This is a genomic window from Mediterraneibacter sp. NSJ-151 (assembly GCF_022487435.1).
Taxonomy (GTDB): domain Bacteria; phylum Bacillota; class Clostridia; order Lachnospirales; family Lachnospiraceae; genus Schaedlerella; species Schaedlerella hominis.
In genome coordinates this window covers 236,000-253,946 of sequence record NZ_JAKVPP010000001.1, presented here as the reverse complement: position 1 = coordinate 253,946, position 17,947 = coordinate 236,000, and the positions used below count along the sequence as shown (strand labels likewise).

15 protein-coding genes are annotated in these 17,947 nt (G+C 34.2%); all 15 read right to left on the bottom strand.

The window, feature by feature from the left end:
- Positions 1-17: 17 nt before the first annotated feature.
- The 15 genes from LQE94_RS01250 to LQE94_RS01180 all read right to left on the bottom strand — a co-directional run bounded on the left by LQE94_RS01250 (position 18) and on the right by LQE94_RS01180 (position 17,921).
- The gene (locus LQE94_RS01250; protein ID WP_240576817.1) at positions 18-1,436 is read right to left on the bottom strand and encodes a DUF2142 domain-containing protein; all 1,419 of its coding nucleotides are present in this window, start codon (positions 1,434-1,436) and stop codon (positions 18-20) included.
- Positions 1,426-3,612 carry a glycosyltransferase gene (locus LQE94_RS01245; RefSeq protein WP_240576816.1) on the bottom strand — a complete coding sequence of 729 codons (2,187 nt, stop codon included), beginning with the start codon at positions 3,610-3,612 and terminating at the stop codon, positions 1,426-1,428. The genes LQE94_RS01250 and LQE94_RS01245 overlap by 11 nt, the downstream gene beginning before the upstream one ends.
- Before the next feature lies 1 nt (position 3,613).
- On the bottom strand, positions 3,614-5,791 hold the full coding sequence (locus LQE94_RS01240) for a glycosyltransferase (RefSeq protein WP_240576815.1): 2,178 nt from the start codon (positions 5,789-5,791) through the stop codon (positions 3,614-3,616).
- Positions 5,792-5,806: 15 nt separating this feature from the next.
- The gene (locus LQE94_RS01235) at positions 5,807-6,409 is read right to left on the bottom strand and encodes a hypothetical protein (protein ID WP_022075130.1); all 603 of its coding nucleotides are present in this window, start codon (positions 6,407-6,409) and stop codon (positions 5,807-5,809) included.
- 14 nt (positions 6,410-6,423) lie between these two features.
- The gene (locus LQE94_RS01230) at positions 6,424-7,158 is read right to left on the bottom strand and encodes an ABC transporter ATP-binding protein (protein WP_022075131.1); all 735 of its coding nucleotides are present in this window, start codon (positions 7,156-7,158) and stop codon (positions 6,424-6,426) included.
- Positions 7,159-7,173: 15 nt separating this feature from the next.
- Positions 7,174-7,950 (bottom strand): ABC transporter permease, encoded by a 777-nt coding sequence (locus tag LQE94_RS01225; RefSeq protein ID WP_118724061.1) that lies wholly within the window; start codon positions 7,948-7,950, stop codon positions 7,174-7,176.
- Between the two features lie 122 nt (positions 7,951-8,072).
- Positions 8,073-8,423: a DUF2304 domain-containing protein gene (locus LQE94_RS01220; protein WP_118724060.1), complete on the bottom strand. Its 351-nt coding sequence runs from the start codon at positions 8,421-8,423 to the stop codon at positions 8,073-8,075.
- 11 nt (positions 8,424-8,434) lie between these two features.
- The gene (locus tag LQE94_RS01215; protein WP_117989969.1) at positions 8,435-9,124 is read right to left on the bottom strand and encodes a glycosyltransferase family 2 protein; all 690 of its coding nucleotides are present in this window, start codon (positions 9,122-9,124) and stop codon (positions 8,435-8,437) included.
- A gap of 9 nt (positions 9,125-9,133) precedes the next feature.
- The gene (locus LQE94_RS01210; protein ID WP_240576867.1) at positions 9,134-9,925 is read right to left on the bottom strand and encodes a glycosyltransferase family 2 protein; all 792 of its coding nucleotides are present in this window, start codon (positions 9,923-9,925) and stop codon (positions 9,134-9,136) included.
- Positions 9,926-10,094: 169 nt separating this feature from the next.
- A complete protein-coding gene (locus LQE94_RS01205; RefSeq protein ID WP_118724059.1) occupies positions 10,095-10,319 on the bottom strand; it encodes an acyl carrier protein in 225 nt (74 codons plus the stop codon).
- Between the two features lie 51 nt (positions 10,320-10,370).
- Positions 10,371-11,351, bottom strand: a complete 981-nt coding sequence (locus LQE94_RS01200) for a hypothetical protein (RefSeq protein ID WP_240576814.1) — start codon at positions 11,349-11,351, stop codon at positions 10,371-10,373.
- Complete coding sequence (locus LQE94_RS01195) at positions 11,338-12,747, bottom strand: MBOAT family O-acyltransferase (RefSeq protein ID WP_240576813.1); 1,410 nt, start codon at positions 12,745-12,747, stop codon at positions 11,338-11,340. Before LQE94_RS01195 ends, LQE94_RS01200 begins: the two co-directional genes overlap by 14 nt.
- Positions 12,748-12,883: 136 nt before the next feature.
- On the bottom strand, positions 12,884-13,690 hold the full coding sequence (locus LQE94_RS01190) for a hypothetical protein (RefSeq protein WP_240576812.1): 807 nt from the start codon (positions 13,688-13,690) through the stop codon (positions 12,884-12,886).
- Positions 13,691-13,721: 31 nt separating this feature from the next.
- Positions 13,722-16,346, bottom strand: coding sequence for a transglutaminase domain-containing protein (locus LQE94_RS01185; RefSeq protein WP_240576811.1), 2,625 nt, complete (start codon positions 16,344-16,346; stop codon positions 13,722-13,724).
- Between the two features lie 39 nt (positions 16,347-16,385).
- Positions 16,386-17,921: an amino acid adenylation domain-containing protein gene (locus tag LQE94_RS01180; RefSeq protein ID WP_240576810.1), complete on the bottom strand. Its 1,536-nt coding sequence runs from the start codon at positions 17,919-17,921 to the stop codon at positions 16,386-16,388.
- Between the last annotated feature and the right edge of the window lie 26 nt (positions 17,922-17,947).

Here is a 17,947-nt window from a genome sequence, read left to right as displayed (position 1 = left end):
TCTTTCCTCTCACTTTTCTAACACCAGAATCGCAATAATATAGCAACGACAGATGCGCAAAGCATTATACTGCTTGGCAATATAAAATTATCTACTACGGTTTTCATAATTTTGTTTAATTTTTCTACTTTTTGCAATTTTGTATTCGCAAATATCAAAAATATTAATGGTATTACTGGTATGAAATATCGTCCTTGCACTCCCGTAATAGCCCCTGCTCCCACTCCATAATTATCCAATATGGATGTCCAGTATATATACATTGCCAGAAAACATCCAAAAATTGCGGCTGAGACACTTATAAGCACTATAATCCTATCTATAACCTTTACTTTTATATTATCTAAACTTGTTTCTGCAATTCCAATAATTGGCATGATAAATAAATATGCCCCCAAAAATACACAATACAAATTTGTATCAATTAATCCAAAGGTACCAATTGTTGTTGAAACAAAAAATAGTTTCATACTTGATAATGTATTAAAATATATTTGCAGATACTTTACTGGATTATGAATTACAAACTGCATCTGCTGTGATGCCAATTTGGCATCTTCTGTAATAACACTTGTGTCTCCACTTGGCATAATCAGCTTTGTAATAAAATACAAAGCTATCACAATAATTCCCATACTTATCAATTTCTTAGCATAGATCTTTTTATTTTTGAGTTCAAATTTTGGCAAAAATAACATCAACAAAAATATTGGTACATATACAATTTTTATAACAACAAACACATACGCTATCACACTTAAAATAACTATGTATGCAGTAGTCAGCTCTTTTTGATTTTCGCCAAAAGAAATTCTGAATATCATTGCACATGCTAGAAACGCAAGTGAAATTAATATTGGATCATACGATACTGTAGCTGCCAAAAATAACGACATCGGCATAATTCCAATCATTGCCATCGTTCTTTTTAATATTGGTGTAATAGAGATACTAATTGCCACTATTGTTACGTAAAATAACAAATTGAAAAATCTTGCAAAATATAAAAAATATAATACTGAAGGATTATCAATATCTAATATTTTCGCCACTACATTGCCAAAAACAATTCCTGTTGCTTGTACAATATGCCCTACCGGATTTGTTTTTGCTGTCGAGAATCCATCAAACTTTTGTTCTCCATATTCTCCTGGTAATCGTTCTGTCAAATACATGTCTTTATAGTTAAATTTTTCATCGAGATTACCACCTTTATTATTTTGCATAGTGATATAATCTAACATTCCCTTTGGCAGCATATATCCCACTTTCCCATCCTGCACATCTGGAAATAAATTTCCTTTTGATAATACATAGGCCTTCTTAAAGTGGCTATCTTCGTCTGGCGCCTGAAAAGGCGGTGTTAAAACCATAAATAATATACCAAATATGAGTGAAAGATAAACAAATTTTTTTGCAATACTATTAGTATTCATCGGCATTCTCCTTCAAGTCTCGATACATTGTAACTATTTGCTCTTCAATCTTACTCCATTCACGTTTTTTGGCAGTCTCTAATCCTCCTGCAATCAATCTTTCTCTTAATAAAGCATCCTCAGCAAGTCTGTCAATTTGTTCAACTGCCTTATCTATGTCACCAAGTTTATACATTAGACAATTTTCTTCGTCACGTAAATACTCAATATTTCCTCCATTTGGTGCTACAACAGCCAGCCCACCAGTTGCCATCATTTCTAATGGTGGATACGAAAAGCTTTCCAAAATACTTGTTTTTAACAAAATATCGCACGACTGATAAATTTTTCCAACTTCGTCATGTGGAACTCTTTGTAAGAATTTGTCTACACGATACCATGATTTTGCTCCTCCTTGATATGACAAATAATAAATCTCATATTTATCTTTATCTAATTTTTCAGCAATTTTAAAACTTTCATCTACATTTTTATAGTGATCATCACTATTTCCTTCAATAAGAATTTTAATTTTTCCTTCGAAATTTCTTTCCTTATAAGAAAAAACTCCCAAATCAATTCCATTCGGTACATAAATGCTGTCTTTTCCAAATTTTTCTTTTAACCAATCCTGACACCATTTTGATATTGTAAGATAATGAATTGGAATAAGAGAATTATATGTTGCATTTGCCATTGTTTTCTCAAAATATCCGTCCGGACTAAAATTGGTTTCAAAATTCTGAACCAAATATGCTCTATGCAAAACATTCGGATATACTTTCACAAATGTAAGTGTACTCCATAAACTTGCAACTAAAGTATCCACATATGCCTCAAAACGTGTGTCATAACTTTGTACAACCGGAATACGTCCATCTTTATTTATAATATCATCAGATTTTCTGTCTTCGTTTACTATAAACACATCATACCCATGGTCTCTAAGCATATTACAATGCTTTATAATTACATTTACTCCACCACTAATATTAGTAGTTGGCAAAACAAATCCGAAATTTTTTGGCATCTTTGAAATCACATACTCGGCTATACCTCGACCTGTATAAGTTGTAATTTTCTTTCTTGTAATTGCATATGCATTACTTCCAATTTCTTCTCTGTACGTTTTATCATCTATAAGAAGCTGTAATTTTTCTTGCCACTCATGTATATTCGCACATAAAATACCATCTTGTCCATCCTGAATCATTTCTTCAAAGGCTCCGACCTTACTTGCAATTGTCGGCACATGAACAAGTCCTGCCTCGAGCCATTTATTTTCTGATTTCGCAGCATTGAAAATAGACTCTTCTAATGGTGCCAGATTAATATCTACAGAAGCTATTAACTCCGGTAGTTTTTTCCACTCTACAAATGGTTCCGCAATCACTCGCTCTCGAACACTGTCCAACTCTTTTGGTAAGTCTAATTCACCAACTATCTTAAGATAAGCCTGCTCATTCTTTTCCATAATTTCCTTGATTACAGGCATAATCAATTCAAAATCCGCATTATGAGTAATACTTCCACTAAAATATCCCATAATAATTTTATTTTCGTCTTTTACAACATTACTATATGCTCTTTTAGAATATTTCAGCATTTTTTCTGATGCAACATTTCTATTTATATAAACATCATCAACATAATTACGCAATTCATTAGCCAAGACACTTGTTGTTGTGATTGCACAATCGCATTTCAGTAATGTCTGTTTTGTTCTTTCAACACCATCATCATAAACTTTTTTGTCATTTTCAGACATTGTTTTCAAATACGGAATCATATCTGTATACTTTTTGTCAATCACTAAATCATCAATATCAAATATAACCGGTTTATTATAATATTTGGCTCTATCAATAAATTCCTCTATTTCTGTCGTAATCGGACATCTAAAAAATACGAATGCACGATAATATTTCAATATCTCCAAATTGACACGTTCATAAAACATGCTATCTACTGTCAAACCAAAAGCTTGTAACTGCTCTACCTGATGATCCACTCGATATCTTGACGGATGCGGCAAATAACATCCATTTATAAACAATACATCTTTATAACAATGACGAATAGGGTCTCCTGATACACGCAATTTTATATAATTTTTTCCCTTTCTATATGCAGTCTTAACCCCCTCTTCTCTGACTATTCTAACTAATTTTTGTTGTAAATTTTCCGTTTTACTCATCTTATGATTCCTCCATATACAGACTTTCTATCGCAGACTCTATGTTATTCCAATCTCGTTCTTTTGCAGTCTTTAATCCTTCTATATATAATTTGTGTCTTAATTCTTTCTCTGTGCATAATTGATTGATTTTAGAAACAGCCTGCTCTATATCACCCTGTTCATATAATAAACAGTTTTTTCCGTCTTCTAAATATTCCACATTGCCACCATTTGGCACAGCCAACACAAGACCTCCTGTCGCCATCATCTCTAATGGTGGATACGAAAAACTTTCCAAAACACTCGTCTTAATTAAAATATCGCACTCTCTATATATTTGTGCTACTTTCGCATACGGAACTTTATGAAAAAATTTGTCTACCCGATACCATTCTTTCGGTTGTGCATTATAAGACATGTACCATATCTCAAACTTTTCTTTTTCTAACTTGTTTACAATTTCAAAACTTTCATCAACATTTTTATAGTAAGATGCACAATCGCCTTCTATTAGTATTCGAATTTTTCCAGATAATGTTCTCTCTTCCGCAGTATCATGAAATCTGTCAAACTCAATTCCATTCGGTGCGTATTTACATGTTTTACCAAATTCCGTCTTTAACCACGATTCACACCATTTAGATATTGTAAGATATTTTATATTTTCATTTTCAGAATACGTTCTATTTGCTTGAATTCTCAATGGGTCACCCGACTGATAAAAATTGGTCTCATAATTTTGTACTAAATAATATTTATTCTTTATTTTCGAATTTCTATTTAGTATTTGTACTGTCGTCCACATTGTAGCTACCGCAGCATCTATACTTCCTTCTAGCACACCTTCATTTGCATGTAACACCGGTATTTTCTGTGCTTTTACAGTACACCAATTTTCTTTTGCATTCAAATATGCCACTGACACATCGTATCCACGTTTTTGCATTATAGCAGCATGATTCAATGTAACCATTACCCCGCCACTAATCTCAAGTGATGGTAACACAAAAATAATATTCTTATGGAATTTTTTCTTTAGGAACTCTGCTAACTTATATCCTGTCTTATAGGCAAGCCAGCGTTCTCTACACACATACCAAGCGTTCCTTGCAATACGATTTCGCTTATCTGGATTTTCTATCAAATCAACAAGTGCTTCTTTCCAGTCTTCTACTGAAGAACATAAAATTCCAGTTTCACCAGATTCTATACATTCTTCAAATGCTCCAAGATTACTAGCAATTGTCGGAACCTGAACCAATGCAGCTTCCATCCATTTGTTTTCTGATTTTGCAGCATTAAATAATGTGTCTGTTAATGGTGCTAGATTTATATCCACCTGTGCTATTAATTCAGGTAATTTTCTCCAATCAACAAACGGATGCTGTATTATCTGTTCTTTGTATTCATTTAGTTCTCCCGGCAGCTCTAATTCTCCGACTATATGCAGCTTCAAATGATGATATGTCTTCATAAGTTCTATTATCACTGGCATAATCATATTAAAATCATCATTATGCGTAATACTGCCGCTAAAATAACCGATATGAATATGATCTAACTCTTTTTTGCTTTGTAAAGCCTTATCAGAAAGCTTTTCCATCTCTTCCGATGCAGTATTACGATTTATCAAAACCTCCGGAACGTAATGAAGCATTTCTTGTTGTAAATGTGTCGTCGTTGTAATTCCAGCATCACACAATCTGAGTAAATGTCCCATCTCCATTACATTCTGATTATAAGCTTTCCTATCTTCTGATTTCATTGTATCCAAATATGGAATCATATCCGTATACTTTGTATCAATTACTAAATCATCAATATCATATAAAACAACTTTGTTCAATTTCTTTGCAAATTTTATAAATTCTCCTATTTGTTCATTATACGGACACCGAAAAAAAATGAAGCCTCTATATAACCTTACCATATCCATTGATAAATGTTGATAGAAGACTTCATTACTCGAAATATTATAATAAGTCAACTGTTCTCTCTGATGTGATACCCTATAACGAGCAGGGTGTGGCACTTCTGGTCCACACCCATTTATAAACAACACATCCTGGAATACTTGACTTGTTTTCAATTTCTTTTCAATATTTTTTGTTTTTATATAAGAACGTGCCTTTTTTCCAACTGATGCAATTCCCTCATCTTTTAGTGTCTTTGTAACTTTCCTTAATATTTCCTGCATATTAGATATCCCTCATTATTTAAATAATCTATACAATAATTTCATGAATGCAACGATATAAATCACAAATATCATTACTACAAAGAAAGTTTCCAAATCGAATCTATCCGTCAGCGTTTTTAAAATCATCGTTCCGTCTATTTTTTCCCCATCAACATAAAAAGCTGTATTAGATTCTTCTTGTTTCTCAAACGAGAACTGCACTGCGCTTTCATTATCTTCTGCATTCTGTGTCAAGGATAAGCGATATTGCTTTCCATTACAATTCTCAATCGTATCAAAAGGTAATTCATAAAATCGACTTTTTAACGCCTTTTTAGCATTTATCTCACCTTCAGCCACAACTTCATTTGTATCTACTTCTTCTAATGTATAATTAAGAGACACTTTACTAATATCTCCACTTTCTGCACCCTTTACACGGATTCCATCTAAAGTATCCTCATTTACTTCAAATTCCTGTTCTAATATAGCATTCTTACTTTCCGTAACTGTTCCATATGCACTTGGGTCTATTGTTTTATCATAAATCGCATGAGGCTTTGCTATGTGCGCATATAAAAACACCAGTGCAATCACTACTATACTTTCTAATACTCTTATAACTTTTTTCTTCATCTTTTTACCTCTGATTAAGAATTTCTATATTCCTCTGCAATTTCTTTGGCATCACCAAATGCTTTGACAACCCCTTTTTCTAACCACACAATTTTATTACATAACTTTTCTACCTGATTAATATTATGCGAAACAAAAAGAATTGTCGTTTCTCCATTCATCATCTTCTGTATACGTTGTTCGCATTTCTCTTGGAATCGAAAGTCCCCAACAGAAAGCACTTCGTCTACAATAAGAATATCCGGCGTTCCGATTGTTGCAATCGCAAATGCCAATCTTGAAACCATACCAGAAGAGAAATTCTTTACCGGTACATCCATAAAATCTTTTAACTCCGAAAATTCTACTATATCATCATAATATTCCTGCATCTGTTTACGTGAATATCCTAAAAGCGCTCCATTAAGAAATACATTTTCACGTGCTGTCAAATCCATATCGAATCCAGCTCCCAATTCAATCAACGGAGCAATTGAGCCATTTACAGTGACACTTCCCTTCGTCGGTTTTAACACTCCGGCAATCGTTTTCAACATTGTACTTTTTCCACTACCGTTTAAACCGATTAATCCCAATGCATCCCCTTTTCTTAACTCAAACGATACATCTTTTAATGCCCAGAATTCATCATATGACACCTGTTTTTTAATACTTTTTATCACGTACTCTTTAAAACTATCAAACTTCTCAGATGACAAACTGAATTTCATATACACATGATCTGCTTGAATCATTATTGGTTTTTCCATATTTTTCTCCTAATATTATATATTTAAAATAAATTGATCCTGATTTTTATAGAATACATATAATCCAATTCCCAATGCCAGCACAGTTTCAATCAGAGCTATAATAATCCCAGAAATACTTGGCAAATTTCCGTTTAGCATAACATCACGGAACATAATCAATATATTTGTAACTGGATTAGCTCTAACAATCGGCGATAACCATTTTGGAAGGATTGACATTGGATAAATAACTGGTGTCAAATACATCAACGCTGTTGTAAATACAGAATACAAATGCATGATATCTCTAAATCTTACAGTTATTGCTGCTAATATCAAGCCTATTCCTAATGAAAATGCAACTAAAAACAGCAATGGAATTGGTGATAAAATAACTGTCCAATGCATCTCAACACGCATAGCCAGCATTACGAGCATTAATGCAGTAAATGAAGCCATCAAATTAATAAAACTTGAAAAGACTCTTGACAAAACAAAAAGATATTTTGGTACATATATCTTCTTTATCAGTGAAGAGTTACTTATAATTGCTCCCATTGATGTTGTTGTCGTATCATTAAAAAAATTAAAAATCACCTGTCCACTTAGCAAGTACAACGGAAAATTCTCAATATCAAACTTAAAAAGATTTGAAAAAACTACCGATAATACAATCATCATAAACAATGGGTTTAATAGTGTCCACAGAACTCCTAATGCAGAACGTCTGTATTTAATCTTAATATCTCGTGCAACCAACTCTCGTAATAGTGGCTGGAATTTTACAAAATTTTGTATATATTGAGTCACGCTCATACCTCCATCATCCATTATTTTTCTATACATTTTTATACAAGAAAAAAGGCGTTATATCACATACATAACAACCATTTGTAGTATAACACCTTTTTCTATATTTGACAAGTTACCCATCATTGTCTTTCATTGTCTTTCATTCTCTTCTCATACAACGCCATCTCCTGAGTTAAATTTTTAATTCGGATCGACATTCTTGAAACTGCTATTGTCAATACGAAAATAATAATCAGTGCAAAGCAAAATCCTAAGAAGAACAACATGTTACTCGGAACTTCTATTCCCATAAATTTGGCAAGTCCCATCATTACATCTGGGAACAAATCTAAGATCAACGTACCAAATCCTACCAAAAGCCATGCAAGTGCATATCTTAACTCAAGTGCTTTTTTTCTGATCATATTTATAATCACACACAATGCCAGCACAATCACGATTGCTACAATTACCTGAATTCGAATATTCATTATTTCACCTCTTACTTTCTAATCCGCTCGATTAAAATTGCTAATGTCACCTTTATCATATAATAAACTGACTTTTTCGGCGATATGGAAGAAACTCCTCCTTCACGAGCTTTCATAATAACAGGAATTTCTTCAACATTCTTTTTCTGTCTCAAAATTGCAACCACACTCTCAGGTTCTGGATAATCTTTCGGGTAATCATATGCAAATATTTTCATAACGTCACGATTAACCATTCTCAATCCTGATGTTGGATCTGTAATTTTCTTTCCGGTCAACAACTGAATAAGCACTGTAAAATATTTGATACCCATTCTTCTTGCTCCGGATGACTGAAAGCCTTCTTTATTAATAAAACGAGAACCAATTACCATATCCAGTCCATGTTCTTCAAGATAATCTGCCATTGTTGCCAAAAACTTTGGATCATGCTGACCATCTCCGTCCACCTGCACAGCCATATCATAGCCTTCTTCATAACCATATCGATAGCCTGTTTGCACGGCCCCGCCAATTCCCAGATTAATTGGCAAGTCTATATAATTATAACCATTCTTTTCACAAATTTTTTTCGTATCATCCGTAGAACAATCATTTATAATTACATAATCAAATTCCGGAGCATTTTCCTGAATCATTTTAATTGTTTTTTCAATATTTGCACTTTCATTATATGCCGGTATAATAATTAGCTTTTTCATACATACTCCTTAGTCTATATTATTTGATTGCTGGCTTTTTGAATATAATTTTATCAATATCTTTGCAATCCATTTTGGCCAAAATCTACAATACATCTCATAATCTTCCGTGCTTCTTGCATTATCTCCTATGATAATTGATGTTTCTGACTCTTCATGAATACGATGCCCCATTTGAATTGTTGCGTCATAAGCAAACGTACCTTTTAATCTTGAGAGTCTTTCCCAGGCTTCCCAATCTTCGCAAGAACGGAAATGTACTGTGAAAACAGGATTAGGAAGATTCTCCACTGCAAATGTAACAGATGGACAACAAATTCCACATCCAAATGCCAAACTACGTCTTCTGATAAAGCGGCTAGTTTGAAATTTTTTTACTTTTAAAGGTGACAATAACATCCTCTTTACTTTTAACAATTGATTATTTTCAACCTTTTCCCCATTTCTAATTTCACAGTAATCCGAAAAATAAATCAATGGTTTTTTTGCAGATTCTAACATATTCACAGCATGCTCTGCATACTCTGGAAAATACACATCATCTTGATGAGCGATTGTTATATACGGTGTTCTACATTGTGCATATCCAAAATTCCAGTCTTGAACGATTCCTCCCTCTCCTTCATTCACTTTCAATGGTATCTCATATTTTTCTGCGAGTTCTCGAATATAATTATTCGGTGTAGATGTTATCATAATAATATTTGATTTTACAGTTTGTTGCTTTAATGAAAGAATGCATTCTTCCAAATAAGCACTTTCTTTATATGCACATATTACAAATGTATGCTTCGCACTCATATCTCCCATTTTTCGATTCCTCTTCTAATTATTCTTTATCTATAGTAGTATACTTCGTCTTACTTTTTCTGTCAATTATAGCCATTTTTCTATTAATACTATTTTCTTTCAGAATGTTAAAGCGGCATGGCAAAATCTATACCACACCGCTTTTGTAAAACTTATGTCCTTATTTCTGAAGTTTATTAATCAACGCCATAATTGCCTCTGGCGAATCAAAATTTTCAGGAACAACCTCGCCTACTGGGATTGTCACATCAAATTCATCTGAGATATCCGAAATCAGATTTAAAATTTTAAGTGAATCCAAATCTCCACTCTCCACCAAATCTGTTCTTCCTTCAAACTGTACTCCCGGTACTAAATCACTTAAAATTTCCAATAATGTTTCCATAAAATATTTCTTCTCCTTCTTTTTTAGTCTTTTTATTTTGCAGATTTTTCTCTAATTTAATGCTTCGTCACCAAATACAATATCACCAAACACTTTTGAAAATGCCCTAGCACTATCACCATTCATATGCCCATCATAATCTACATAATTTGCCAGCTCATGATTATAACTTTTATAATATTCTCTGTTGAAGTTATAATATTCTACACCCTTTTCACGAAAATACTCTGAAAAATAATCCCATGCATCACGATAACTTTCCTCTTCTTGAACCAGCATTGTTGCTGCTAAAGGCATTGTTGTCGCAATAAACTCAATATCATTCTCTTTACATAATTGAATCAATTTATCCAAATATTCCATATTAGTTGCTTTCACCTCGTCCTTTGAAAATAACGTTGGTGAATAGGATGGAAAATTCTCTATCGCCACCGGATATTTCTCAATAAATCCATTCTCATGATATTCCTGTGCTTGTCCTTTCAAATATGATACATCATAATTATTTGTCATTTTCTGATAAACAGTATCCTTTATTTTAGAAAGTTCATATTGCAATGAATATTCATGAAATGCAAATAAAGGTGAACGAAAATCACAATCTAACATTGTATCTGCATAATATTCTGCTTTTGTGATAGACATTGGAAATTCATGATAAAATAATAAATAATTATTTCCTTTTTCTTTTTCCGTCGTAAAATATCCCGGAGATAATTCAAATATAATTGTTTTAGGCTGTTGTTTTTCAATAACAAGCTTTGTCAAATAATATGCATCAACTGGATATTCTCCTCCAACACACAAATTATGTCCTGTCCTTTTTGTTCCTTCCAGCATACTATCCGGATCTAAATCTGACATTCCATTCGATGTTCCTAGTATAACAACATCTTTCTGCTCATTTGTAACTGTATGAATATCATTTCTTACAAATGTACATGGATACAATAAAATATCCATTGCTTTGATCACCAATGCACAAATCAACAGACATATAACTAGTTTAATTCCTTTTTTAAAACTGTGCATAGATGAACCCCCTAGCTACTGACATTGGACTAAACAGCGGAATACTGATAAGCAAAAGAATACATATTAGAAATTCCAAAGCTATTGGCGTTTTCGCTGCTGCTTCTTCCATATTTATGCCTTTTTCTTTTAATACACTCACAATAAACCAAATAACACATCCTATAAATAATGTTAATAATGCATACGGTGTATATTCTACTCCGAGTTTTCCGGATGATATCATTAAAAATTGTGATGGTTGAAAACTCGTAACAGAATATTTCATCATTTTCAGCGCTTCTCCAACTGAGCTAACACAATCGAAATATTGTCCAAGATTAAACAGTATAAACGTCCTGAGTATCATAAACAGATGATATCCTTTGCTTTGATCTTTAATGTGTAGTTTCGTTTTCCATACTTTATATGTGTCTGCCATGAATCCACTTGTTGCAATAATTACTCCGTTATAAAACCCCCATCCTATATTATTCCAGCTAGGACCATGCCATAAACCAACAAGTACAAATACTATCAAATCTGAAACAGCAATCGTCACGAATCTTCCTTTTTTTCGTCCCCATTTGACTTTCGCCTTTTTTTGAAGTTTGCACATTGCTTTTGACAAAGTTAATGGATAAAACACATAATCTTTCATCCATGTTCCAAGTGATATATGCCATCTTCTCCAAAAGTCACTAATCGAAACAGAAAACAATGGCTGACGAAAGTTTTCATCTAGTCGAATTCCAAACATTGCAGCTACGCCTAATACAATATCTATACCTCCTGCGAAATCACCATACAGCTCTATTGTGTATAGCAACACACCAAATACCGCAATTCCTGAATATTGCTCTGGATTAGAAAAAATTGCAATTCGATATACCGAAGCCCATTCTGCTACAATCATCTTTTTGAACAATCCCCATACAATTCTTTCAACACCATACTTTATCTGATGTAACTCAAATTTATGTGAGCTTGTCAATTGGTCCGCAAGCCTTCCATATCTTCCTATTGGTCCTTGTACAAGTTGTGGGAAGAATGAAACAAATAATGCATATTTACCCAAATTTGTTTCTGCTTCTGCTCTCCCCCAATATACATCCAACAAATATCCCAGCGTTTGGAATGTGTAATAAGAAATTCCAAGTGGTAAAATCATATGAAACAGATTGATATGACCATTTGTTATTGCATTAATATTTAGAATCAAAAAATTGGAATATTTCAAAAATGCTAACATTCCTAAGTCCAATACTATTCCAAATATAACAATTCTTTTTTTCTTTTTTACATCTACTTTTTCTTCTACTTGAATATTATTAATATGTTTTATCCATAAAGCACAACCATATGTCACAAGAGTTGAAAATAATAGAAAAAATACTGCCGGTATGCTAATTATCATATAATAACAATAACTGCATATTAATAAAACAACCCATTGTAAACGCTTTGGGACTATATAATAAATACATAGTCCCATTGCGGTAAATAGGAAAAACAAATTCGATGTTAACGACATTTTTCCATTCCCCTCTTATTTAATATGTCAATCCATCTCCAATGCAGCCGTCATCAGAAGATGATGTGTCTGCTGATGGTGTTGGTGCTGGTGCTGGTGTCGGTTCTGTATATGTTTGTGAACCCCCATCTGATGATTCTGTATATGTTGATTGATTCGTTTGCTCCTGAGCTGCAGCAGCCTCTGCCTGTGCTGCGGCTTCTGCTTGAGCCTGTGCTGCGGCCTCTGCCTGCGCCTGTGCTGCGGCTTCTGCTTCCGCTTTTGCTTTTTCATCTTGCTCTTTTTGAGCTTTTGTAGCCAATTCAGCATCTAATGTACTAACCTCTGCTCCATCTCTCTCATATGTTAGATAAGCCACACCATCCTGAATTTTAATTTCTCCTTTTTCCATATCATCAAATGGAAATGCATGCAATTCAACAATTGTCTTATCTGCCAATGTTAATTGTATAGTATATTCTACCGGCAATGCTTTTCCACTTTCTGTCGCGGTCTCCTTAGCAGCTTCTTCTGATGGCTTATAATACAAAACTCTTGTCTCATCTTTCTTGTAAGTATCTGCCTCTTTCAAAAAACTATCTGGATAATTTTCCTCTGAAGAAGATTTTACACTAACAGAAACAATATCCTGACCTGTTTCATTTTTAAGAGTTACTTTATAAGCATCTTTATCCTCTTCTCCTATTGTTTTGTATTCTTCTTTTTCTGTTTTTGTTGTAGCAGTTGTCTCTTTTTTCGTATCTGTTGTATTTTTATTTCCACATCCTGTAACTGCTGTAATTGCTAACATTCCTACTAAAAATATTGTTAATACTTTACGTTTCATTTGTATCTTTCCCTCTGTTTTCTTCTATTTTTTAACTTTCATAGTGATAATTTGTATATACCCATGTACCGGAAGTCCTATATCTGAACTGATATCCATTACGCCCCGTCTCATGTTGAAAATCTGCATCATATACATAGGTTACTCCATTGATATCAATTTCTACCCATGCATGATCAACCATTCCACCTCCGGCTCTTGGAACATAACCATATACATATCTTGCATTATAGCCCAGTCCCTTTGCTAACTGATAAAAAGTTGCTGCATAAGTACGACAATCTCCTATTTGCTGCTCTAATCCATACAGGGCAAACCACTGTGGATTTGTATAACCAGTTCCTGGATTATCTCCAAGTGTACGATATTTGATATTGTTAACACACCACATAAAACAACTATACAAATTTCGTCCTGCCTGATTATATACATTTTGGATTCCATTATTAATACGCATCTGTTGTGGAGTCATCGTTATATAATAATTACTATTACTTCCCGGTGCTGCAGCTCCCTTTGGAACAAGTTTTACTTGAATAGCCTGCAATTTGTTTCCAAGTTTTGTAGTTCCGGCTTCCTGACCATTTTTTGCCCAGCCAAGCCATCCATAATTTGACACATGCGTGCGGTAATAGATATCTGCATATTGTGCCAACTCACCCGTTAAACGAATTTGAACCGCTTCTGCTTGATTTTTTCCGTCTCCAGCTATTTCTCCATTATTTTTCCAGTCCATCCAGCCAACATTACTTACATGCAAACGATATTCAATTGTTCCATTAAATACATTTTTTCCCATAGAATCAGATGTACTCATAGTCAGCTGCTGAATTGCTTTATTTTCTCCTGTTGTTCCTGCAATCTGCCCATTTGTTTTTGTAGTCTGCCAACCAGATTTTTCAACATTTGCCGCAAAATTAATTTCGCCTATATTTTCTGTTGCCAGATAGCTTCTCGCTGTTGTATCAGGTACGTTTGTATCATTTTTTTCATAAAGTTTGATTTCAATAGCCTCTACTCCTGCGTTATAGCCGACAGTTCCAGCTGTCTCTCCATTTTTCGTCCAGCCAAGCCAGCCAAATCTTGCGCTATGAACACGATAATAGATATCGTATTTTTCTTCCAGTTCGCCTGACAAACGGACTTTTATGGCCTCAACTTTTTTGTTTTTCCCTGTTGTTCCGGCTGTCTCTCCATCCGCAACTTCATCCTGCCAGCCAATATCCTGTACATGTGTCTGATAAATAACAGACCCCTTCAGCCCATTTTGTCTTCCCCAGTCAGTAACTTTAATATTCAAAGCTTCTACACTCAAATTTCTTCCTGTCGTTCCGGCCGTTTTTCCGTCATATACATTTGATTGCCAACCAATATTTTGTACATGGGCTTTATAAATAATTGCACCTAAATTATCTTGCGAAATATAACTTCTGCTGCTTTGTTCTGGTTTATCTGTTGCATCTTTTGCATATAATTTTACTTCAATTGCCTGTGCTCCCAAGTTAAGTCCTATAGTACCTGCCTGTTCACCATTTTTTGCCCAGCCTAACCAACCATACTCTGCTGAATGAACACGATAATAGATATCATATGCTTGTGCCAACTCTCCTGTCAGGCTTATTTTTAACGCTTCTATTTTCTTATTTCTTCCTGTTGTTCCGGCTGTACCCCAATCAGAAACTGCATTCTGCCAACCAATATCCTGTACATGGGCTTCGTAACTAATAGAGCCTGACATATTTTTTCTTCCGGCATTTGTCACTTTTAACTGAAGTGCTTCCAAATTCAGGTTTCTCCCAGTTGTTCCGGCTGTTTCTCCATCATAAACTTTATCTTGCCAACCAATGTTTTGTACATGAGTCTTATACATTAACAAACCACGTGTCTCTTCTGACAAAAAGCTGCATTCTGTCTGCACCGGCTTGTCCTCTGCAGTTTTATTATATAATTTAATTTCAATTGCCTGTACAGCATATGCATATCCAGCAGTTCCGGCGTCTTCACCATTCTTCGCCCAGCCAAGCCAACCAACATTTGTAGCATGAACACGATAATATATGTCATACTGTTCTTTTAAATCTCCTGTAAGATTCATTCTAATTGCTTCTATCGGAAGATTCTTTTCTTCAATACCAGCTGTTTCTCCATCTTTTACTGCGTCCTGCCAGCCAATATTTTGCACATGCGCACTGTACTCAATTCCGCCTGTCACATTTGTTTGATTATCTATTTTTATCTGCAGTGCTCTCATTGCACGATTCTGCCCTGTCGTTCCGGCCATTTCTCCATTTTGTTTTTCTTCCTGCCAGAATCCACCATGTAAATATGCACGATATTTTAATTGAATCTGCTCGCCATTTTCTGCAACAGTCTCTGGTTCTTTCTGTATATCCTGAACCGTTGTTGGTGCTATATTTTCTTCTACCTCCTCCTGCTCTAATATTTCCTGTTGTTTTTCCTCTTTAACTATACTGTCTTCACTACTATTTTCAGAAGCTTGTGACTCACTTTCTCCATTATTTTCAGTCTGATCAATAGAACCATTTTCTTGTGTTTGTACAATTTCGTTTTCCTCTGCAAGCACTGTTAATGGGCTTGACATCAACATAATAGAACTGAGTAGAAGTACTCCCACACTTTTTATATTTTTCTTCATGTATTTTCCTCTTCCCTCTTAGACACCATTCGCTTTATGCTATACTAATTCTTTCAGTTTTGCCCTGTCTATTTTTCCATTCGCATTATGTGGCATTACTTTCATATATACAACTTTTCCAGGAATCATATAATGAGGAACTCTGGTTGCCAATGTGTCTGTAATTTTTTTTGTTTCCATTTCTATCCCATCATAAAAGAATACTATTTTTTTCCTTTTCGTATTATACATACATGCACAATCACGAATTCCTTCTATTGCATTCCCGGCAGATTCAATCTCACCTAACTCAATGCGGTATCCCATATGTTTAATTTGAAAGTCTTTTCTGGAAATATAAATCAGGTTACCAGTTTCATCATATCGGACTAAATCTCCAGTATGATATATGCGTTCTGGATAACGTTGGTGTAACGGATTCTGCACAAATGCCAACTTTGTTCTTTCTGGATTATTATAGTATCCTAATGCCAGACAAGAGCCTCTCATACATAATTCTCCAACTTCACCATACTCAACTTCTTTACCTTCTTCGCTCAAAAGAAGTGCCTGTGAATTAGCTATTGGAACACCTATTGGTAATGGCTGTCCCTCTGGCTCATTCCCTTTTCTTATATATGCCGTACACACAAACGTTTCTGTTGGTCCATACAGGTTTGCATACACAGCGTCTGGTAAATATTTGACCCAATAATCTAATTGTTTTCTTTGTAATACCTCTCCTGCAAACATAATTTGTTTTAAATATTGAGGAACTACTACATCAAATGTCTGAAGATTTGCAACAATCGCCATTGCGGATGGAACCCATAAAAATGTAGATATCCTTTTTTCATTCATATATTCAATTAATCGGACGGGGAATCCAAAAAAACTTTGTGGTATAATAACCATTTTAGCGCCAAAATAAATTGCTCCATAAATATCATGTATTGATACATCAAAATAAAATGGTGCTTGATTTCCAAAAACTGATGTACTATCAATTTCAAAGTTCTGCTCTAACCATTGCATATAATTTATTACAACTCTATGATTAAGCAAAACACCTTTTGGCACCCCTGTCGAACCACTTGTAAATAACACATATAATGGATCTAATTCTGTCATGTCCATCCTTATATTTCCAAGCATATCTTTGTCGATTTCCTGTTCTGACATGTCTTCCCAAAGCACAATTTGACTATTTTTAGCAAAACTTTCTGCAAGTTCTTTATGCTCTTTATCCGTAATAATAATTTCCGGCAAAAGTACATCCATGATAATTTGTATGCGTTCAATTGGCATTTTCACATCCAATGGGCAGTAAAAGTTACCGCTATATAAAACACCAAAAAAAGACACGATAGCTTTTACTGACTTATCCATAAATACAGCAATAGGCTCTCTATGTCTTCCAAGTTTCATTGCCAGCGACGTACCAATTCTTTGTGCTGTTTCTTCTACCTGCTTAAATGTCATACTGACATTTTTATCTTCATACACTTCTTTATCCGGAAAATGTATTGCAGAATTTTCTAAATACTCTAATACATTGCTTGCATTTTTCTTATTTTCAAATCCAACTACTTCCACTGAAGTTTTTCCTCCCTCTTGTAATT